We start from the raw sequence: 18,553 nt of genomic DNA on the forward strand, positions 1-18,553 counted from the left end.
GGGAACAGTGTTTCCGTACATTTTCCGGCCATGATCACCCTATTGAGTTACACAGCGGCCCGGCGGCACGACGTCAGCGCTTCGGGTTCGGCTTCCAGACGACCAGGGCCGTCTCGTGGCGCACCGGCACCAGGTCGCGGCGGTACGACGCGTGCACCGACGCGGCGGCGTGCTCGGCCGCGGCCATGGCGGAGGCCACCTGCTCGCTCAGCTCCTGCACCTTGGCGCGCAGCGCGCCGACCTCGTTCTCCAGCTCGATGATGCGCTTGATGCCCGCGAGGTTCACGCCCTCCTCCTGCGAGAGGCGTTGCACCTCCCGCAGCAGCACGATGTCGCGCATCGAGTACCGGCGCCCGCCGCCGGAGGTGCGGCCGGGCGACACGAGGCCCAGCCGGTCGTAGGCCCGGAGCGTCTGCGCGTGCAGACCGGACAGCTGGGCCGCCACGGAGATGACGAAGAACGGCGTGTCCTCGTCGGTGCCGGGCGGGAACGGGAAGCTCACACCGACCTCTTCTCCACAAGGGCGTTGAGCTCCGCGCGCGGGTCGTGCTTCGCCGTGGCCGACGCGTAGTTCTCCAACGCCTCACGAGCAGCGGCGTCCATGTTGTTCGGCACGGCCACGTTCAGCGTGATGAGCAGGTCTCCGACCTGGCCGTCCCGCTTGGCGATGCCCTTGCCCTTGGCCCGCAGCACCCGGCCGCTGGCCGTGCCCGCGGGCACCTTCAACGTCACCTTGCCCTCAAGGGTCGGCACGGTCAACGTCGTGCCGAGCGCCAGCTCGGGGAAGGTCACCGGCACGGTCACGGTCAGGTCGTTGCCCGACCGGCCGAACAGCGCGTGCGGGTTGACGTGCACGCGCACGAACAGGTCGCCCGCGGGCCCGCTGTTGCGCCCCGGCTCGCCCTGTCCCGCCAGCCTGATCCGCTGGCCGTCGTCCACCCCGGGCGGGATGCGGATGGTCAGCGTCCGGGTCTTCGTGCTCACGCCGTCGCCGCCGCACTCCGGGCACGGGTCGTCCACGATCCGCCCGGTGCCGCGGCAGTCCGCGCACGGCTCGGAGAACGCGAACGCGCCCTGGCTGCGGGTCACCAGGCCGGCGCCGCCGCAGTTCGTGCACGTCCGCGGTGACGTGCCGGGACGCGCGCCGGAACCCGCGCACGTGCCGCAGGACGCCGGGCTGGACAGCCGCATGGGCACGGTCGCGCCCTTGACGGCCTCGGTGAAGTCGATCCGGACGTCGGTCTCGACGTCCTCGCCGCGCCGCGGTCTGGTCGCCGACGTCGACGTGCCGCCCCGGCGGTTGAACAGCCCGCCGAGCAGGTCGCCGAGCCCGCCCATGCCGCCGGGCTGCGCACCGCCCTGGCGGCTGAACAGGTCGCCCACGTCGAACCCGCCGGCACCGGCGCCGAACCCGCCGGGGAACCCGCCGCCACCGGAGAAGAGGCGGCGGGCCTCGTCGTACTGCTTGCGCTTGGCGGTGTCCGACAGCACTCCGTACGCCTCGGACACCGCCTTGAACCGCGCCTCGGCCTTGGCGTCACCGGGGTTGGCGTCGGGGTGCAGTTCCCGCGCCAACTTCCGGTACGCCTTCTTGATCTCGTCGGCCGAGGCGTCGGAGGTGACGCCCAGCTCGCGGTAGAAGTCCTTCTCGATCCAGTCGCGAGCGCTCAACGGACGCCGCCCCCTCTCTCAGTCCTGCTGCTGCTCTTCCACCGGCTTCTCGACGGCCTCGTCGGCCGTCCCCGCCGGGACCGACTGCCCGGCGACGGGCTGCTCGGCGGCCGGCTCGTGGTCGGTCACCGCGACCAGCGCGGGCCTGAGCACGCGCTCGCCGTACCGGTAGCCGCGGCGCAGCACGGCGGTGACGGTCGGCCCGCTGACGTCCGGGGACGTGCTGTGCTGCACGGCCTCGTGGACGGACGGGTCGAACTCCTCGCCCTCGTGCCCGAACGCCTCCAGGCCGGTGCCGTGCAGGGCGCTGACCAGCTTGTCGGCCACCGCCTTGAACGCGCCGGTGAGGTCGCCGTGCGCGCCGGCCCGCTCGATGTCGTCGAGCACGCCGAGCAGCTCGCCGGCCACCTGCGCCTTGGCCGTGGTGATCACCAGTTCCCGGTCGCGGTCGACCCGCTTGCGGTAGTTGGCGTACTCCGCGGTCAACCGCTGCAGGTCGGCGGTCCGCTCGTCCAGCTGCGCCTTCAGCTCGACCGTCGGGTCGACGGCCACGGCCGGCGGCTCGTCGGGCGGCTCGGGCAGGGCGTGCTTGCCGCCGCCCTCCGAACCGGCCTCGGGCACACCGGCCGAGCCGGCCGGGCCACCCGGACCGACCGGGCCGGTCGAACCGGTGTCCGGCTCGACCGGGGCGTCGGCCTGCGACGCCTCGGCCGGCCCGTTCTCGTCGGCGGGGGCCTGCCGCACCTGACCCGTGTCCGGGTCGATGCGCCTGCGGTCCCGCACCACCACGTGGGGCTGCTCCTCGGGCCTGGTCACTTCTTCTCGTCCTCGTCGACGATCTCCGCGTCCACCACGTCGTCGGCCTTCGGCGCGTCACCGGCGGTGGTGCCACCGGTGGCGCCCGCGGCGTCGGCCGTGGGTGCGTTGGCGTACAGGGACTGGCCGATGGCCTGGGACTCCGTGGCGAGCTTCTCCACCGCGGTGCGGATCTTGGCGATGTCCTCGCCCTTGAGCGCCTCGGTGGTCTCGGCGACGGCCGCGGTGACCTTCTCCTTGACCTCGGCCGGGATCTTGTCCTCGTTCTCCTGGAGGACCTTCTCCGTCTGGTAGACCAGCGTCTCGGCCTGGTTGCGGACCTCGGCCTCGTCGCGGCGGCGCTTGTCCTCCTCCGCGTGCGCCTCGGCGTCCTTGATCATCCGCTCGATGTCGTCCTTCGGCAGCGCGGAGCCACCGGTGATCGTCATCCGCTGCTCCTTGCCCGTGCCCATGTCCTTGGCGGACACGTGCACGATGCCGTTCGCGTCGATGTCGAAGGTGACCTCGATCTGCGGGACGCCGCGCGGCGCGGGCGGCAGGCCGGTCAGCTCGAACATGCCGAGCTTCTTGTTGTCCCGGGCGAACTCGCGCTCACCCTGGAAGACCTGGATCTGCACGGACGGCTGGTTGTCGTCGGCGGTGGTGAAGATCTCCGAGCGCTTGGTCGGGATCGTGGTGTTGCGCTCGATGAGCTTGGTCATCACGCCGCCCTTGGTCTCGATGCCCAGGGACAGCGGGGTGACGTCGAGCAGCAGGACGTCCTTGACCTCGCCCTTCAGCACACCGGCCTGCAGCGCCGCGCCGACCGCGACGACCTCGTCCGGGTTCACGCCCTTGTTCGGCTCACGGCCGCCGGTCAGCTCCTTGACCAGCTCGGCCACCGCGGGCATGCGGGTGGAACCGCCGACCAGCACAACGTGGTCGATGTCGCCGACGCTGGTGCCGGCGTCCTTGATCACGTTGTTGAACGGTGCGCGGGTGCGCTCCAGCAGGTCGTTGGTGATGCGCTGGAACTCGGCGCGCGACAGCGTCTCGTCCATGAACAGCGGGTTCTTGTCCGCGTCCACGGTGATGTAGGGCAGGTTGATGGAGGCGTTGTTCGAGCTGGACAGCTCGATCTTCGCCTTCTCCGCCGCCTCGCGGATGCGCTGCAACGCCATCTTGTCCTTGGTCAGGTCGATGCCGTTGGTCTGCTTGAACCGCTCGACCAGCCAGTCGACGATGCGCTGGTCCCAGTCGTCGCCACCGAGGTGGTTGTCGCCGGAGGTCGCCTTGACCTCGACCACGCCCTCGGCGAGCTCCAGCAGGGAGACGTCGAACGTGCCGCCACCGAGGTCGAAGACCAGGATGGTCTGCTCCTTGTCGCCCTTGTCCAGGCCGTAGGCCAGGGCGGCGGAGGTGGGCTCGTTGACGATGCGCAGCACGTTGAGGCCCGCGATCTGGCCGGCCTCCTTGGTGGCCTGCCGCTGGGCGTCCTCGAAGTAGGCGGGGACGGTGATCACCGCGTCGGTGATCTCCTCGCCCAGGTAGGCCTCGGCGTCGCGCTTGAGCTTCATCAGCACGCGCGCGCTGATCTCCTGCGGCGTGTAGGCCTTGCCGTCGACGTCCGGCGTCTTCCAGTCCGTGCCGATGTGGCGCTTGACGGACCGGATGGTCCGGTCGACGTTGGTCACCGCCTGGTTCTTGGCGGGCTGACCGGTGAGCACCTCGCCGTTCTTGGCGAAGGCCACGATGGACGGGGTGGTGCGCGACCCCTCGGAGTTGGCGATCACCGTCGGCTCGCCACCCTCGAGAACCGCGACGACGGAGTTGGTCGTCCCCAGGTCGATGCCGACCGCTCGCGCCATTGGATTCCTCCTGGTAGTGCGTGTGTAAGAGCCCCGCGTTGAGCGGTACCGACTCAAGTTTAGCCGGCCCCGGCGGACTTGAGTCCACCAGGCTCAATCTTTCTGCCTCGTCCAACGGACGGGGCCGTTCGGGTGTTCCCGGCCGAGGGTGATCCGGGACACTCAACGGATGGAGTCACCCGCCGACATGATGTCCGCCATCACCGCCTCCATGGCCGCCCGCACCGGGCGCACGCTGGAGGAATGGGTCGCGCTGGTCGAGGCGAGCCCACTCGACCCGGTGGATCGGAAGGCCGTCCGGGCGTGGCTGCGGGACGTGCACGGGGTGGGGCAGAACTCGCAGTGGACGATCGCGGACGCGGCGGCGCGGCGGGCCGGGTGGACCGAGCCGACGTTCGCGGAGTACGTCGAGTCGCAGTACTCGGGGCGCAAGGAGGCGCTGCGCCCGCTGTTCGACCGCGTCGCCACGCTGGCCTTCGGGCTGGGCGAGGACGTGCGGGCCGAGGGGCGGGCGACCTACGTGCCGTTCGTGCGGGGTCGGCAGTTCGCGGCCGTGCGGGCGTTGGCGTCGCGGGTCGACCTGGGGCTGAGGTTCACCGAGGTGCCCGACAGCGACCGGTTGACGCCGGGCGGCCCCGGCCAGTCGACGCACAAGGTGTCGCTGACCGGGGCCGACGAGCTCGACGGCGAGGTGGAGGCGTTGCTGGTGGCGGCGTACGAGCAGAACGCCTAGACGGCGCGCACGGTCACGTCGCCGCTGCTCGCGTGCAGGACCAGCTCGGCGGAGGCGTTCGGGTCGTTCTTGACGTTGATGTCCTTGTCGCCGCTGCCCGCCTCGACGTTGACCTTGTACAGGCCCTGCGGGACGTCGACGGTCAGGCTGCCGCTGCCCACGTCCGCGCGCACCGACGTCACGGTGGCCAGCTGCACGGACACGTCGCCGGAGCTGCTGTCGATGGTGACCGTGCCACCCATGTTCGACAGCTTGGTGCTGCCCGACCCGACCTTGCCGGTGAAGTCGCCGGCGACGTCGGCCACGGTCAGGTCGCCCGAGCTGTTGTCGACGCGCACCACGCCGGCCACGTCGCGGACGGTCGTGTCGCCCGAGCCGACCTCGACCTCGACGCTGGCCACGCCTTCGAGGCGGACGTCACCGGAGGAGTTCCCGCCGGTGATCCGGACGTCCTTGGACGGGACGGTGACCTCGTAGTTCACCGAGCAGCGGCTGCCGCAGCCGTCGAGGACGAGGGTGGAGCCCTCCATGCGGTGGGACACGCCGCTGGGCTTGTCGGCGTCCTTCGGGTACTCGACGCGCCGGCGGACCTCGGTCTCCGCGGCGCCGTCGCGGCTGCGGACGACGACGTTGCCGGAGCCGTTCTGCAGTCGGATCTCGGCCACCTGGTCGGAGACCGAGTGCTGGTCGTCGAAGCCGTTCTGCACGAGCCGCACGCACGACGAGAGCGCCAGCGCCGCGACCACCGCCACGCCGGCCACCAACGCGATCCGCTTAACCACCACTGCCCCCTCGGACGTCAAGGTTGTCGACGTTCAAGTTAGGGGTACTCGACCGACCGGCCCACCAGGAAGGCCCCCGACCCGATACGGGGGCTGTCCCTACCCCCGCGGTCAGCGATCGGTCAGCGGGGCGGCCGGTCAGGCCAGGGACTCGACCACGGCGCGCAGGGCCGGGGCGGAGCGGGCCGGGTCGACCAGGAAGCGCTGCGAGGCGATCACGTGCGTGTCGGTCATCCGCTCCCACACCACGCCCTGTACCGGCACCTCGGTGATCACCAACCGGAACGGCCGCACGTACCGCCCGATCCGCCCCTCGACGCCGCGCACCACCTCGCCGATCGGCAACGCGCCGCGGGAGGTGACGTACCGCTGGTCGTACTCGGCCGCCGCCTGGCGCAGCGCCAGCACGGCCGCCCGGAGCGCGGGCCTGACCTGCAACGACGATCCGGCCGGGTCGGCGGGCGTGCTACCGGGCGCGCCGACGGGCGGTTCGGCGCGGGCGTGGTCGAGCACGTCGGCCCACCAGCCGAGCCACTCCTCGGCCGCACCGGCGCGGTCGACCCCCGGCGGCACCACGACCGGCACCGAGGGGTCGAGCCCGGGCAGCTCGGGCACGGTCTCGACCGAGAGCGCGAGCGTGTCGCGGACGAACAGCGCGGTGTTGACCGTCTGATTCGTCCCGTGCGACACCTGCCACGACTCACGACCGGCGAACCTCATGCCACCAGTGTCCCGCGCGAAGGTCATCCGCCGAGCATCAGAAGGGACACGACCGGCTCCAAATCCTCCGCCATTGGGGGGAAATCCGCGATCAGGGCCTGGATCAGCAGCCCGTCAAGGCCCGCCAGGACGGCCCGCAGCGCCACCGGGTCGCGCGGGCCGGCGACCTCGGCCATGAGCGAGGTCCACCGCCGTGCCGCCGCCCGCAGTTCCGGCCGGCGTGCCGCCAACAGGTACAGCTCGTACTCGGCGAGCGTGCGCCCCCGGTGCTCGCCGGCGGCGTCCGCGATGAACCGGGCCACCGCCGCGGGTGTCAGGGGCACCTCGCGGAAGCTCGCCGCCATCTGGTCGGCCGACCACGTGAGCGTCGCGATCAGCAGCTCGTCCAACGTCGCGTAGTAGTAGGTGGTCGACGTCGTCGGCACGCCCGCCTCGCGGGCCACGGACCGGTGGCTCACGCCCGCCACGCCGTCGCGCTCCACGACCCGCAGCGTCGCCTCCAGGATCGCCCGCCGACGCCGGTCGCCGCGGGCCCGCCTGCCGTCAGGCGCCGGCACCGCTGCCGACCTCGATGGCCACCACGCCCGCGACCACGAGCGCCAGCCCGACCACCATCGTGGCGTTGAGCGGCTCCCCGAACAGCACCACGCCGATGCCCGCGACCGCAGCGACCCCGAAGGCGCACCAGATCGCGTACGCCACGCCGATCGGCATGCCCAGTTGCAGCACCTTGCTCAACGCGCCGAACGCCACCACGTACCCCACGATGACCACGGCGGACGGGATCGGCTTGCTGAACCCCTCGGACAACTTGAGGAACACGGTGGCGGTGACCTCGCCGATGATCGCCACGGCCAACACCAGGTACACGAGCACGGGCGGCCTCCGACAAGTTGAACGTCTGTTCCACTAGTCTACCGGCCCTATGTGATCGACCACGTCCAAGTGGTTACCGGCCAGTAATCGGGCGTAGGCTGCCCAGCCAGGAGAACGGACGTAGAAAGGCCGCCACCACAATGGGAGCCCTCCAGCTCACCCTCGGCGCCATCGGCGTCGCCGTCAGCGTGTTCGCCTGGGGTCTGTTCGTCGCCGGTGTCCTGCGGATGATCAAGATCATTCGCCTCGGCCAGCCGGACGCGACCCGCAACGGGCCGTTCGGACCACGCCTGCGGACGTTGGTCGTCGAGTTCGTCGCGCACACCCGGATGGCCAAGTTCCGCAAGGTCGCGCCCTGGCACTGGATGGTGATGTGGGGCTTCCTCATCGGCTCCGCGGTGCTGTTCGAGGCCTACGGCGAGGTCTTCTACCCCGGTTTCCACTGGCCGGTGATCGGCACCTGGTCGCTGTGGTCGCTGCTGGTCGAGCTGCTCGGCATCGGCACCGTGGTCGGCGGCGTGGCGTTGGCGGTCATCCGCCAGCTCAACCACCCGCGCCGCGCCGACCGGGTGTCCAGGTTCGCCGGCTCCGACTTCAAGGCCGCGTACTTCGTGGAAGCGGTCGTCATCATCGAGGGCCTCGGCATCCTCGGCGTGAAGGCGTTCAAGCAGGCCTCCGGCCTGGAGGACCCGCCGCTGTGGACGTCGTTCGTCACCGCGCCGCTGTCGAACATCCTGCCCGCGAGCCCGGACTGGGTCTCGATCATGGCGGTCACCAAGCTGCTGTCCGGCATGGTCTGGCTGATCGTCGTGTCGAAGAACCTCACCATGGGCGTCGCCTGGCACCGGTTCAGCGCGTTCTTCAACATCTACTTCAAGCGCGAGGACGACGGCGGCGTCGCGCTCGGCGCGTTGAAGCCGATGATGAGCGGCGGCAAGGTGCTCGACCTGGAGGAGGCCGACCCCGACACGGACGTGTTCGGCGTCGGCAAGGTCGAGGACTTCTCCTGGAAGGGCTGGCTGGACTTCAGCACCTGCACCGAGTGCGGCCGCTGCCAGTCACAGTGCCCCGCGTGGAACACCGGCAAGCCGCTGTCGCCCAAGCTCGTCATCACGCAGCTGCGCGACCACGCGTTCGCCAAGGCGCCGTACCTGCTGGCCGGCGGTTCGCGGGACATGGCCGGTGACGAGGTCGGGCTCACCGAGGACAAGTACGAGGACTACAAGAAGCGGCTGGAGTCCATCGACGTGCTGGCGATGGCCGAGTCCGAGCGGCCGCTCGTCGGCGGCGCGGACGAGCTCGGCGTGATCGACCCCGAGGTGCTGTGGTCCTGCACCACGTGCGGCGCGTGCGTCGAGCAGTGCCCGGTGGACATCGAGCACGTCGACCACATCGTCGACATGCGCCGCTACCAGGTGCTGATCGAGTCGAACTTCCCGTCCGAGCTGGGCGGCATGTTCAAGAACCTGGAGAACAAGGGCAACCCCTGGGGCCAGAACGCCAAGGACCGGTTGAGCTGGACCGAGGGCCTCGACTTCGAGGTGCCGGTGTTCGACGGCGAGCTGGGTGACGCCGAGTACCTGTTCTGGGTCGGCTGCGCGGGCGCGTTCGAGGACCGGGCCAAGAAGACCACCCGGGCGGTGGCCGAGCTGCTGCACACCGCGGACGTCAAGTACACCGTGCTCGGGCCGGAGGAGACCTGCACCGGCGACCCGGCGCGGCGCGCGGGCAACGAGTTCCTGTTCCAGATGCTGGCGCAGCAGAACGTCGAGGTGCTCAACACCGTGTTCGACGGCCGGCCCGCCGGTCAGCGCAAGATCGTGGTGACGTGCGCGCACTGCTTCAACACGTTGGCCAACGAGTACCCGCAGGTGGGCGGCCAGTTCGAGGTCGTGCACCACACGCAGCTGCTCAACCGGCTGGTGCGCGAGCGCAGGCTGGTGCCGGTGGCCGAGGTCGCGGAGGACGTCACCTACCACGACCCGTGCTACCTGGGCCGGCACAACAAGGTCTACGAGGCGCCGCGTGAGCTGGTCGGCGCGTCGGGCGCGACGCTGCGCGAGATGCCGCGCCACGAGGAGCGCTCCATGTGCTGCGGCGCCGGTGGCGCTCGCATGTGGATGGAGGAGCGGATCGGCAAGCGCATCAACCTCGACCGGGTGGACGAGGCGCTGGGCACGGCGCCGTCGAAGATCGCGACGGGCTGCCCGTTCTGCCGGGTGATGCTGACCGACGGCGTCACGGCGCGGCAGAACGAGGGCACCGCGGGCTCGCACGTCGAGGTCGTGGACGTGGCGCAGCTGCTGCTGACGTCCGTGCGCCGGGGCCTGGCGCTGGAGCGCGGCGACATCCCGACGGACGAGAAGCCGACCGGCACCCCCCTGCCGGACGAGGACAAGGCCGCGTCGAACTAGTCGGTTGTGGACGAACGCCCCCCGGTCCGGTGTGGACCGGGGGGCGTTCGTCGTGCCTCAGTCGGTGATGCGGTCGTAGACGATGTTCAGGACCCAGCTCGTCAGGGCGACGATGATCGCGCCCCAGAACGCGGGCCAGAAGCCGGTGACGTCGAACGGCAGGCCCAGCTCGCCCGCCAGCCAGCCGGTGAGCCAGAACAGCAGGGCGTTCACCACCAGGCCGATCAGCCCGAGCGTGACCAGGTAGAACAGGCAGCCGAAGAACTTCACCAACGGCTTGACGACCGCGTTGACCAGGCCGAAGAGCAGGGCGACGCCGATCAGCGTGCCGATCTTCGCGGGCGTCGACGCGCCCTGTTCCAGGTCGATGCCCGGGATGACCGTGGCGATCCAGACCGCCACCGCCGTCAGCAGTACGTGCACCAAAATGCCCATGCCGCAGGCTAACGGCAGCGGTGGTCCGTTCGGGTCAGGCGCGGCGACGCCTGCGTGCCGCCAAGAAGGTCAACGCGCCTGCGCCGAGCAGCAGCACGCCGATCGCCAGGAACGACGACGGTGACGCGCCCGTGCTCGCCAACCCGCTGCTGCCGCCCGCCACCTGCACCACGGCCGCCGTGGTGGTGGTCGTGGTCGCGGACGTCGTCGTGGTGGTCGCGGTCGGGGACGTGGTCGTCGTCTGCTCCCCGGTCGTGTACTTCAGAGGCACCTTCGCGTGGTTGTCCTCGAAGTTGGTCTCCTTGTGCCCCAACGCCGAGAACGGCCGGATCAGCAGGTGGAACTGGTCGAACTCCGGGTCGTCCAGCCGGTAGGTCAAGCGCACGTCGACGGTCTCACCGACCGCGATCGGGTGGTGCAGGCTGAACTCCTGGCCGGGCGAGACCACCTTGACGACGTCGTTCGCCGAGATGAACTCCGGCGTCGCCCCGAACACCACCATGTCCGGGTTGTCCGACGCCTCGCCCCGGTTGGTCACCGGCACGACCAGCGTGACGACGTCACCCACGCGGTAGGCGTCCCGCGCGGGCTCCAGGCGCGGCGCGCCGGCCACGAAGTCGGCGTCCAGGTACGTGTACCGGACGTCCACGCGCGTCGCCTCGCCCGCGCGCACCACGACCTTCTTCTGCCGCGTCGCGGGGTCGATGTCGTGCTCGGACACCGGTGGCGCCAGCTTCAGCTCCGGCGCGTTGTCGGCCACGATCGACACGTCCGAGCCGACCGGCACGTCGGTGAACTCGTACTCGCCCCGCACGCCGCGCGTCGCGGGCGCCACGTCGACGATGCCGTGGATCAGCCGCACCGTCGGCGCGCCCGGCACGTCCGGCTCGTGCGTCTGCCGCACGCCGTCGCGGTCGAGGTCGAAGAACGAGAAGCCGCGCACGGTCCCGCCGCGCACGCCGAAGTCGAACGTGCCACCGCCGTTGACGGGGTTGACCGTCGCCGGGGTCGTCGCCTCGAAGATCCCGGCGTTGCGGTTGTAGATCGCGAGCGGGACGTCGGGCAGGTCGACGGCCTTGTAGCGGCCGTTCGCGTCGGTGCGGTACTCGCCGACGAACGCCTTGGTCGAGGCGTCGTAGACCTCCACCGGAAGGCGGTCGACCAGCGGCGGCTCACCCGCGTCGACCACGCCGTCGGCGTCGCGGTCGAACCACACCAGGCCTTCCAGCGTGACGGTGTCGTCCTGCGCCACCGCGAGCGGGCTCGCCAGTGCCGCCACGCCCACGGCCGCGATGATGGCCATGAGCCGACCTGTCAAGGTTCGCACCTGGAAGTCCCCCCGAAGACGGAATGTGTCACTTCGTCGTCGCCACCGGAACCATGATCGTTTCGTGATCAGGGTCACGTCGAGCGGATCATGGCGGTCCGGCCTAACGTCGGGGCATGGCAGGTGAGGGGTCGGAGGGCGGGCAGTCGGAGGGCGGGCAGTCGGGGGACGGGCGGCCCAAGGGCGGCGAGAGCACGCTCACCGTCCTGCTCGCCCTGGCGGTGAACCTCGCCATCGCGGTGATGAAGGGGATCGCCGGGGTTATCACCGGGTCGGCGGCGATGATGGCGGAGGCGGCGCACTCGGTCGCCGACACGTTCACCGAGGCCCTGCTGCTGACCGCGTTGCGCCGATCGGCACGTCCCGCGGACCGCAGGCACCCGTTCGGGTACGGCAAGGACCGGTACTTCTGGTCGCTGCTCGCCGCCGTGTCGATCTTCGTGTCCGGCGCGGTCTTCGCGTTCTACGAGGGCTTCCGCACGGTGTTCGGCGCGCCGCAGGAGCAGGGCGCCCCCGTCGTCGGGTACGTGGTGCTGGCCATCGCGTTCGCGCTGGAGTCGGTGTCGTGGACGCAGGCCGTGCGGCAGGTGCGGCGGGAGGCGCGGGCCGAGGGGCGGTCGGTGCTCGCGTTCCTGCGGGTGTCCGACGACCCGACGGTGAAGACCGTGTTCCTGGAGGACTCGGCCGCGCTGGTCGGGCTGCTGCTCGCGTTCGGCGGGCTGGGGCTGCACCACCTGACCGGGTCGTCGGTGTGGGACGGCGTGGCGTCGTTGGCGATCGGCGTGCTGCTCGCGGTCGTCGCGTACACGTTGGCGTCGACCAACCGGGGGCTGCTGATCGGCAGGCAGGCCGACCCGGTGCTGGTGCGGGCGGTGTGGACGGCGCTGCGGGAGGCGCCGGAGGTCGAGCAGGTGGTGGACCTGCTGACGATGGCCGTCGGCACGGACCGGGTGCTGGTGTGCGCGCGGCTCGACTTCGACGACGCGTTGGGCGCGGCCGAGCTGGAGCGGGCGTGCGTGCGGATCGACGCCGAACTGCGCGCCGCGCACGCCGAGCTGGACGAGGTGTTCCTGGAGCCCGTGCCGCGCAACGACCCGGAGCTGCGGTCGCGGGTGCTGGCCAGGTACGGGGACGTGAAGCTCTAGCGCTTGGTGTCGGTGCGGTGGAAGTTGAGGTGGGCGCGCGACGGCGTCGGGCCGCGCTGCCCCTGGTAGCGCGAGCCCGCCTGGGTCGAGCCGTACGGGTGCTCGGCCGAGCTGCTGAGCCGGAACAGGCACAGCTGGCCGATCTTCATGCCGGGCCAGAGCGTGATGGGCAGGTTGGCGACGTTCGACAGCTCCAGCGTGATGTGGCCGGAGAAGCCGGGGTCGATGAAGCCCGCCGTGGAGTGGGTGAGCAGGCCGAGGCGGCCCAGCGACGACTTGCCCTCCAGCCTGCCCGCCAGGTCGTCGGGCAGGGTGACGAGCTCGAACGTGGAGCCGAGCACGAACTCGCCGGGGTGCAGCACGAACGGCTCTTCGTCGGCCGGCTCGACCAGCGAGGTCAGGTCGTCCTGCTGCATGGCCGGGTCGATGTGGGTGTAGCGGGTGTTGTTGAAGACGCGGAAGAACCGGTCCAGCCGGACGTCGATGCTGGACGGCTGCACCATGACGTCGTCGAACGGCTCCAGCACCAACCGGCCGGACTCGACCTCTTTGCGCAGATCACGGTCACTTAGCAGCACGGCCACAGCCTATGTGTATGATCGGGCACGCAACACGCGGGTGTAGTTCATTGGTAGAACGACAGCTTCCCAAGCTGTAGAGGCGGGTTCGATTCCCGTCACCCGCTCAAGTGAACGAAGGCCCAGGTCAGCGCCGGTAAGCCGGTTGACCTGGGCCTTCGTCGTTTCGGATCTACAGCGTCACCGTGCTGTCCACGTGCGGTTAGTCGACCGGGACCAGCACGCCAGCCGAGCCGTCATCCTCGTCACCTCCGCCGCCCCGCTCCCGCTCGACCAGGCCGCTCAAGGCCGCCGCGATCTCCCGAGACGCCTCCGTAGTCGCGTGCTGGTAGATCAACGCTGCCCGAGGACTGTCGTGTCCCATCCGCGCCATCAGGTCTCTCGTGCTGGCCTTGGTGCGAGCTGCGAGCGTGTTCCCGGTGTGCCGGAGGTCGTGGAAGTGCAGGTGAGGCACACCGATGTCGGCGACCGCCTTCTTCCAGCCGGTACGCGGGTTGAAGTCACCCCGTCGCAGCGGGTTGCCACGTTGGCCGGTGAACACCCAGGCGTCAGGAGCCGAGTCGGTGAACTCGTCCAGGTGAGCGAGCAGGTCAGCCCTGATCGCCTCCGGGATCGCGACAGACCGCAGGCCAGCCCGTGACTTGGGCGGACCGTAGACCAGGCCCCGACCCGCTGGCGGGGCCGCTCGGCCGCACTGTGCTGTCCCCGCTCGCCAGGTCCTAATCGGCCCCGCTCCTGTGTCGCTCGGGCAAGCGGGCGGGGCCCGGCCTCCGGCCACCCACCGCGCCCGGCGACGAGAGGTAGGGCCGGGACCGGGCGAGCGGGACAGCGGCCGACCGACCCCGCCAGGGTCCGCAAAGCCGAAAGATCATGTCCTCGCCGGACGGGCAGACCAGCAGGATGACCGGGAGCCGTCGACATCTCGCGAACCAGCGGGGACCGGGTTTCGTGCCATCCCGCCGACCTCCACGAGGGCAACCACACGCGTCAAGGGGGCAGACCCAGCCCAACCGTCCAGAATGGACAGAGGTGCCCCCTTGACACGCGCGGTTGGGGCGAGCCAGGTCGGCGGGATGACACGAGCCCCTCGCTGGGAATTGCGGGGCAACGGTCCACCCGATCCTGCCGAGACGCGTGCGTTATAGCGCCGACCGGAAGGCACTTCACGGTAAACGGTCAGTGGTGATCGGCAGGGCCGATCAGCCTCGCCGATCGGTACTTCCCGCAGTTGACCTCCTGTGCCTAGGCTCGACGGCGCACGCTTGAAGACGCGACAACGGGCGGCTCCTCACCCGAGGAGGCCGCCCGTTGCGGATTGGATGTCTGTTGGCGCAGACATCTCCATCAGATCCATCACGAACTCGATGGATCGACCGTCTCCTCGCAGCTCGAACCGTCGTGATCAGGTCCGCTTGCCTCGCTTCGTGATCACGACGACCGTCTTCCACCAGAAGGAGCCAGTCGTTGACGACGATAGGTCCGTCTACCCCATGCCCACCATCCCCACCTCGGGCTCTCCGCGCCGAAGGGGCAGTTCGCAGCGCCGAGTCGCACCCCATGGTGATCGGTCTGGCTAGTCAAACGCCGACTACCTCGGCATATCTGTCCAACGGATGCACGAGGGCCCAACAAGGCATGAGTGTCGCCTTGACCTCCCGAAACGTCATCGGGGGCGATCACCGATGATCGACTGGATGTGGTTCATCGGCGGCTACGTGCTCTTCACGTCCGCCCTGGCCCTCTACGCGGCTCACGTCGCCATCTCGGGCCGTAGCGCCAAGCAGCGGGAGGACGCTTTCAAAGTGCTCAAACTCGTCTGGCGTACCGCTACGGGTGCGGGTGGAGCATTGGCCTTGATCGTCCGAGCGTACGAGGTAGGGCTGATGTAGGTCTGCGTCCGGAAGGAAGTCGACCATGCTGTCCACGTGCTGTAAGCACTGGTCAACAGCGGTCAATACCGGCCACTCATGACTGCCTTTCGCCGCAGGTCAGGCGCACTACCAGGACGGAAAGATCGGGTTCCCAGGCTGTGGAGGCGGGTTCGATTCCCGTCACCCGCTCGTCCCGAAGGCCCAGGTCAGCTCCGGTTGACCTGGGCCTTCGTCGTGCTCGGGTCGAGGACGGCCCCGCGACCGCGTTGAGCGCAGGGGTCGTGTCCCGGGCGAGTGGTCGTTGGGGCGATCCTCGCGGGGTCGTCGGTGCGGACCGGCCGGTGTGGGCGGCGGGCCAGACGGCCTGCGGGATTGCACGTTTAGTGACGAATGCTCATTGAATTGCCTGGTTCTTTCGGCCAAACGGGGTAACTACGGCCCATCTCGACTTCTCTGCGTAACGACTGACGGCCGGGGTCGACAGTCCCACCGACATCAGGTTCGGGGTGGGACGGAAGGCGAGTCATTGAAACTGATCACACGGGTGGCGGCGGCGTTAACAGGTGCCGGCTTGGCGCTGGGACTGGCGGTCGCGATCGCGGCGCCCGCCGACGCGGCGGTGGCCAACGGGTACTACAAGCAGCCGTTCGACCCGACGGTGTGGCGCGTCGACAACGGCGTGGCCCGCGGCATCAGCTACGACGAGTGGTCGAACGCCGGCTTCCCCCAGCCCGCGCCCTCGCCGACGGACTACGTCAAGTACGCCTGGTCGCCCACCATCTACGCGGTCACGTTCTGGGGGAACCCGGACCCGACGTGGGACTGGGACCGGCTCACCGAGGCGCAGTGGCGCGCTTCCGGCAGTCCCTACCCGCGCACGGCGGGGTGGATCAAGGGCAGCTACTACTACCAGTGGGGCACGGCCAGTGAGATCTTCGTCGAGGGCGAGGACCGGCTGCACCACAAGCTCACCTACGACGAGTGGGCCGCTTCCGGTTTCCGGGACTTCGACCGGCGTTCCAACGAAGGTTTCCTGAAGCTCTCGTGGGCGTCGAACATCATGCGGATGTCCAACCTGGCGACCGGTTCCGGTTACGCGATCGGCTACGGCGAGTGGAGCGCGCAGGCCTTCCCGACGCCGCGGGTCGTGCAGCGGATCACGGGCGACCGCTTCTACAAGTACGCCGGGACCGCGACGATCTACTACCAGGGCATCCCGTTCCACCGGGCCGTCAGCTACCAGGAGTGGGTCGCCGCCGGCAGCCCGTGGCCGGAGGTCGTCGGAGGCGGCGGCGGAGCGCCCGGCAACCCCGGCAACAGCGTGGACTGCTCGGACTTCGCCTACCAGCGTGACGCGCAGGAGTGGTTCGACCGGTACTACCCGTACTACGGCGACGTCGCGCAGCTCGACGCCGACAACGACGGCGTGGCCTGCGAGTCCCTGCCGTAGCGGGACGTGCGACCACCCGGACGGCCCCCACTCGAAGCCGGGTGGGGGCCGTTCGATCAACGCAGGCGGTCGACCCACTCGTCCAGGCGGTGCAGGGACGTGCGCAGGTCGGCCAGCAGTTCCAGCGCGTGCGTGTGCGCGGCCGCACGTTCGGGTTCGGTGACCGGCCGGTGGCCCAGCGCCCGCCACACCATCCACGCCGCGCCACCGAGGTAGACGCGCAGCAGGCCGGCGAACGACGTCGGTGACGCCGGAGGTCGCCGCCCTCCCGCCGCCTCGTAGGACTTGATCACGGCGTCGAACGCGGCGCGGTCCTCGCCGAGCCGGCTGAAGTGCAGCGCCGCGCGGGTCAGCTCCCACTCCGCGTGGTCCGGCCCCGCGCTGTCCCAGTCCAGCAGCAACGGGCCGCCGGGCGTCTCCAGGACGTTGTCCGGCTTCACGTCGCGATGCGTGGCGACCGGCGTCAGGTCGTCGGTTCCCGCCGCGATCAGCCCGGCCTCGGCGATGTCGGGCAGGTAGCCGCGGACGGCGTCGGTGAAGTCGTTCGGCGCCTCGTCCAGCCATTCCCGCCACTCCGCGACCGGGTGCGGCGGATCGGCGGGTGCCGCGTCGGCGGGCGGGCGGTGCAGGGAGGCGAGGACTCGGCCGACCCACGCGGACACGTCCGACGTCACCGGGCCGCCGTCGTGCCACTCGTGCACCAGGTAGCTCGCGACCTCGTCACCCACCCGCACGTCGGCGAGCAGCGGCGCGGCCGGTTCGAGCGGGTGCACCGGACGTGGCATGGGGAAACCGCGTGCCCAGGCTTCGAGCTGGACCTCCGCGGACACCAGGTAGTCCCGCAGCCACCAGTCCTCGCGCGACCGGTTCAGCCGCTTGACCGCCCACGTGCCCCGCGCCGTGCGCAGGCGCCACACCAGGTGCGAACGCCCGCCCGTCACCGGTGTCCACGGCTCGACCACGTCACCGAGCCCGAACGCCGCCGCGACCGCCCTCTGCCACTCCACGCCACCGGACGCTAGGGCACCGGGCCGCGGTTTCAGGCCTGGTTTTCGGTCGAGCGCCACACCCGCTCGTACCGCTCCTGGTCCCGCCGCGTCCGCTCCTTGCGCACCGCGGCGGCCGCGCCGGCCGGGTAGCCGTACTTCGTCATCCGGTGGTCGGTGCTCTCGATCGCGTATGACACGCCGAAGTACACGCCCACCACCAGCCCCAACGACCCGCACGCGATCGCCAGCGGCAACGGCGAGCCCAGGCCGAGCACCAGCGCCAGCGTGATCACCACCGTCAACGGCAGCACCTGCAGGAACATCCGCACGGTGAACCACGCCAGCCACGACGGCTTGGTCGCCTGCCGGAACACCCACTCCCGGTGCCGCTGGGGCAACCGGCCGCCGAGCAGGTACCACACCCGCAACGGCACGGCGGGCTTCACGTCCGCTCCGTCGCGGAGATCAACCCGGTCAGCACGGCGTGCAGGTCGTGCAGCTCGTCCAGCGACATGCCCAGCCGCTCCACCACCGCGGGCGGGATGGCCAACGCCCGCTCACGCAGCGCCGCACCGCTCTCCGTGAGCGTCACGGCGAGCATCCGCTCGTCCGCCGCGTCCCGCGACCGCGTCACGTACCCGATCGCCTCCAGCCGCTTGAGCAGCGGCGACAGGGTCGCGGGTTCCAGCGCCAGCATGCGGCTCAGCTCCTTGACCGACAGCGGCGCGCTGCCCCACAGGGCGAGCATCACCAGGTACTGCGGGTGGGTCAGCCCCATCGGCTCCAACAGCGGCCGGTAGACGGCGATCACGTTCCTGGACGCGACGGACAACGCGAAGCAGACCTGCCGTTCCAGGGCCAGCGGGTCCTCGACGTTTTGTGCACTAATCATTAGTGCA

At 70.3% G+C, this 18,553-nt stretch carries 20 protein-coding genes and 1 tRNA gene; 6 read left to right on the forward strand and 15 right to left on the reverse strand.

What is annotated here, in order from left to right:
* Positions 1-73 precede the first annotated feature (73 nt).
* Genes AB0K14_RS00200 through dnaK form a run of 4 tightly spaced genes read right to left on the reverse strand, consistent with a single transcriptional unit; the run spans position 74 to position 4,334 of the window.
* Positions 74-502, reverse strand: coding sequence for a helix-turn-helix transcriptional regulator (locus AB0K14_RS00200; protein ID WP_360448977.1), 429 nt, complete (start codon positions 500-502; stop codon positions 74-76).
* A complete protein-coding gene (gene dnaJ / locus AB0K14_RS00205; protein WP_360448974.1) occupies positions 499-1,671 on the reverse strand; it encodes a molecular chaperone DnaJ in 1,173 nt (390 codons plus the stop codon). Before dnaJ ends, AB0K14_RS00200 begins: the two co-directional genes overlap by 4 nt.
* A gap of 18 nt (positions 1,672-1,689) precedes the next feature.
* Entirely contained in the window at positions 1,690-2,487 is a 798-nt protein-coding gene (grpE, locus tag AB0K14_RS00210) for a nucleotide exchange factor GrpE (RefSeq protein WP_360448971.1), read from the reverse strand.
* Complete coding sequence (gene dnaK / locus AB0K14_RS00215; RefSeq protein WP_360448969.1) at positions 2,484-4,334, reverse strand: molecular chaperone DnaK; 1,851 nt, start codon at positions 4,332-4,334, stop codon at positions 2,484-2,486. Before dnaK ends, grpE begins: the two co-directional genes overlap by 4 nt.
* 169 nt (positions 4,335-4,503) lie before the next feature.
* On the opposite strand from dnaK, the gene AB0K14_RS00220 reads away from it, so the two are divergent.
* Positions 4,504-5,067, forward strand: a complete 564-nt coding sequence (locus AB0K14_RS00220; RefSeq protein WP_360448966.1) for a DUF5655 domain-containing protein — start codon at positions 4,504-4,506, stop codon at positions 5,065-5,067.
* Here the strand turns inward: AB0K14_RS00220 and AB0K14_RS00225 are convergent.
* From AB0K14_RS00225 to AB0K14_RS00240, 4 genes are all read right to left on the reverse strand, one after another.
* On the reverse strand, positions 5,064-5,849 hold the full coding sequence (locus AB0K14_RS00225; protein ID WP_360448963.1) for a DUF4097 family beta strand repeat-containing protein: 786 nt from the start codon (positions 5,847-5,849) through the stop codon (positions 5,064-5,066). The genes AB0K14_RS00220 and AB0K14_RS00225 overlap by 4 nt on opposite strands.
* Before the next feature lie 138 nt (positions 5,850-5,987).
* Positions 5,988-6,569, reverse strand: a complete 582-nt coding sequence (locus tag AB0K14_RS00230) for a hypothetical protein (RefSeq protein ID WP_360448961.1) — start codon at positions 6,567-6,569, stop codon at positions 5,988-5,990.
* Between the two features lie 23 nt (positions 6,570-6,592).
* Positions 6,593-7,126, reverse strand: a complete 534-nt coding sequence (locus AB0K14_RS00235; RefSeq protein ID WP_360448958.1) for a TetR family transcriptional regulator — start codon at positions 7,124-7,126, stop codon at positions 6,593-6,595.
* Positions 7,113-7,445 carry a multidrug efflux SMR transporter gene (locus AB0K14_RS00240; protein ID WP_360448956.1) on the reverse strand — a complete coding sequence of 111 codons (333 nt, stop codon included), beginning with the start codon at positions 7,443-7,445 and terminating at the stop codon, positions 7,113-7,115. Before AB0K14_RS00240 ends, AB0K14_RS00235 begins: the two co-directional genes overlap by 14 nt.
* 140 nt (positions 7,446-7,585) lie before the next feature.
* On the opposite strand from AB0K14_RS00240, the gene AB0K14_RS00245 reads away from it, so the two are divergent.
* On the forward strand, positions 7,586-9,859 hold the full coding sequence (locus AB0K14_RS00245) for a (Fe-S)-binding protein (protein ID WP_360448954.1): 2,274 nt from the start codon (positions 7,586-7,588) through the stop codon (positions 9,857-9,859).
* 57 nt (positions 9,860-9,916) lie between these two features.
* On the opposite strand, the gene AB0K14_RS00250 is transcribed toward AB0K14_RS00245, so the two are convergent.
* A complete protein-coding gene (locus AB0K14_RS00250; protein ID WP_360448951.1) occupies positions 9,917-10,294 on the reverse strand; it encodes a phage holin family protein in 378 nt (125 codons plus the stop codon).
* Positions 10,295-10,328: 34 nt separating this feature from the next.
* On the reverse strand, positions 10,329-11,597 hold the full coding sequence (locus AB0K14_RS00255) for an LPXTG cell wall anchor domain-containing protein (RefSeq protein WP_360448949.1): 1,269 nt from the start codon (positions 11,595-11,597) through the stop codon (positions 10,329-10,331).
* A gap of 140 nt (positions 11,598-11,737) precedes the next feature.
* Between AB0K14_RS00255 and AB0K14_RS00260 the strand changes: the two genes are divergently transcribed.
* Positions 11,738-12,766, forward strand: a complete 1,029-nt coding sequence (locus AB0K14_RS00260) for a cation diffusion facilitator family transporter (protein WP_360448946.1) — start codon at positions 11,738-11,740, stop codon at positions 12,764-12,766.
* Here AB0K14_RS00260 and dcd read toward each other — a convergent pair.
* Entirely contained in the window at positions 12,763-13,344 is a 582-nt protein-coding gene (dcd, locus tag AB0K14_RS00265; RefSeq protein WP_360448943.1) for a dCTP deaminase, read from the reverse strand. The genes AB0K14_RS00260 and dcd overlap by 4 nt on opposite strands.
* A gap of 36 nt (positions 13,345-13,380) precedes the next feature.
* On the opposite strand from dcd, the gene AB0K14_RS00270 reads away from it, so the two are divergent.
* Positions 13,381-13,451: transfer RNA gene (locus tag AB0K14_RS00270), tRNA-Gly, on the forward strand.
* Positions 13,452-13,546: 95 nt separating this feature from the next.
* Here the strand turns inward: AB0K14_RS00270 and AB0K14_RS00275 are convergent.
* Complete coding sequence (locus tag AB0K14_RS00275; RefSeq protein WP_360448941.1) at positions 13,547-14,122, reverse strand: tyrosine-type recombinase/integrase; 576 nt, start codon at positions 14,120-14,122, stop codon at positions 13,547-13,549.
* A gap of 904 nt (positions 14,123-15,026) precedes the next feature.
* On the opposite strand from AB0K14_RS00275, the gene AB0K14_RS00280 reads away from it, so the two are divergent.
* Together AB0K14_RS00280 and AB0K14_RS00285 are read left to right on the forward strand one after the other, a co-directional pair.
* On the forward strand, positions 15,027-15,233 hold the full coding sequence (locus AB0K14_RS00280; RefSeq protein ID WP_360448938.1) for a hypothetical protein: 207 nt from the start codon (positions 15,027-15,029) through the stop codon (positions 15,231-15,233).
* A 553-nt stretch (positions 15,234-15,786) separates the two neighbouring features.
* Positions 15,787-16,665, forward strand: a complete 879-nt coding sequence (locus AB0K14_RS00285) for a hypothetical protein (protein WP_360448935.1) — start codon at positions 15,787-15,789, stop codon at positions 16,663-16,665.
* Between the two features lie 56 nt (positions 16,666-16,721).
* Here AB0K14_RS00285 and AB0K14_RS00290 read toward each other — a convergent pair whose 3' ends face one another.
* From AB0K14_RS00290 to AB0K14_RS00300, 3 genes are read right to left on the reverse strand one after another with little or no spacing between them, the layout of a single operon-like run.
* A complete protein-coding gene (locus tag AB0K14_RS00290; protein WP_360448932.1) occupies positions 16,722-17,672 on the reverse strand; it encodes an aminoglycoside phosphotransferase family protein in 951 nt (316 codons plus the stop codon).
* Between the two features lie 32 nt (positions 17,673-17,704).
* Complete coding sequence (locus tag AB0K14_RS00295; RefSeq protein ID WP_360448929.1) at positions 17,705-18,100, reverse strand: DUF5313 family protein; 396 nt, start codon at positions 18,098-18,100, stop codon at positions 17,705-17,707.
* Positions 18,097-18,546 carry a MarR family transcriptional regulator gene (locus AB0K14_RS00300; protein WP_360448926.1) on the reverse strand — a complete coding sequence of 150 codons (450 nt, stop codon included), beginning with the start codon at positions 18,544-18,546 and terminating at the stop codon, positions 18,097-18,099. Before AB0K14_RS00300 ends, AB0K14_RS00295 begins: the two co-directional genes overlap by 4 nt.
* Positions 18,547-18,553 lie beyond the last annotated feature (7 nt).

Source organism: Actinosynnema sp. NPDC050801 (genome assembly GCF_040673975.1).
Taxonomy (GTDB): Bacteria; Actinomycetota; Actinomycetes; order Mycobacteriales; family Pseudonocardiaceae; genus Actinosynnema.

Excerpts from the sequence above, each read along its gene's own strand:
- dnaK (WP_360448969.1), bottom strand. The coding sequence starts at position 4,334 with ATGGCGCGAGCGGTCGGCATCGACCTGGGGACGACCAACTCCGTCGTC.
- AB0K14_RS00220 (WP_360448966.1), top strand. The coding sequence starts at position 4,504 with ATGGAGTCACCCGCCGACATGATGTCCGCCATCACCGCCTCCATGGCC.
- AB0K14_RS00230 (WP_360448961.1), bottom strand. The coding sequence starts at position 6,569 with ATGAGGTTCGCCGGTCGTGAGTCGTGGCAGGTGTCGCACGGGACGAAT.
- AB0K14_RS00245 (WP_360448954.1), top strand. The coding sequence starts at position 7,586 with ATGGGAGCCCTCCAGCTCACCCTCGGCGCCATCGGCGTCGCCGTCAGC.
- AB0K14_RS00250 (WP_360448951.1), bottom strand. The coding sequence starts at position 10,294 with ATGGGCATTTTGGTGCACGTACTGCTGACGGCGGTGGCGGTCTGGATC.
- AB0K14_RS00255 (WP_360448949.1), bottom strand. The coding sequence starts at position 11,597 with ATGGCCATCATCGCGGCCGTGGGCGTGGCGGCACTGGCGAGCCCGCTC.
- AB0K14_RS00260 (WP_360448946.1), top strand. The coding sequence starts at position 11,738 with ATGGCAGGTGAGGGGTCGGAGGGCGGGCAGTCGGAGGGCGGGCAGTCG.
- AB0K14_RS00280 (WP_360448938.1), top strand. The coding sequence starts at position 15,027 with ATGATCGACTGGATGTGGTTCATCGGCGGCTACGTGCTCTTCACGTCC.
- AB0K14_RS00300 (WP_360448926.1), bottom strand. The coding sequence starts at position 18,546 with ATGATTAGTGCACAAAACGTCGAGGACCCGCTGGCCCTGGAACGGCAG.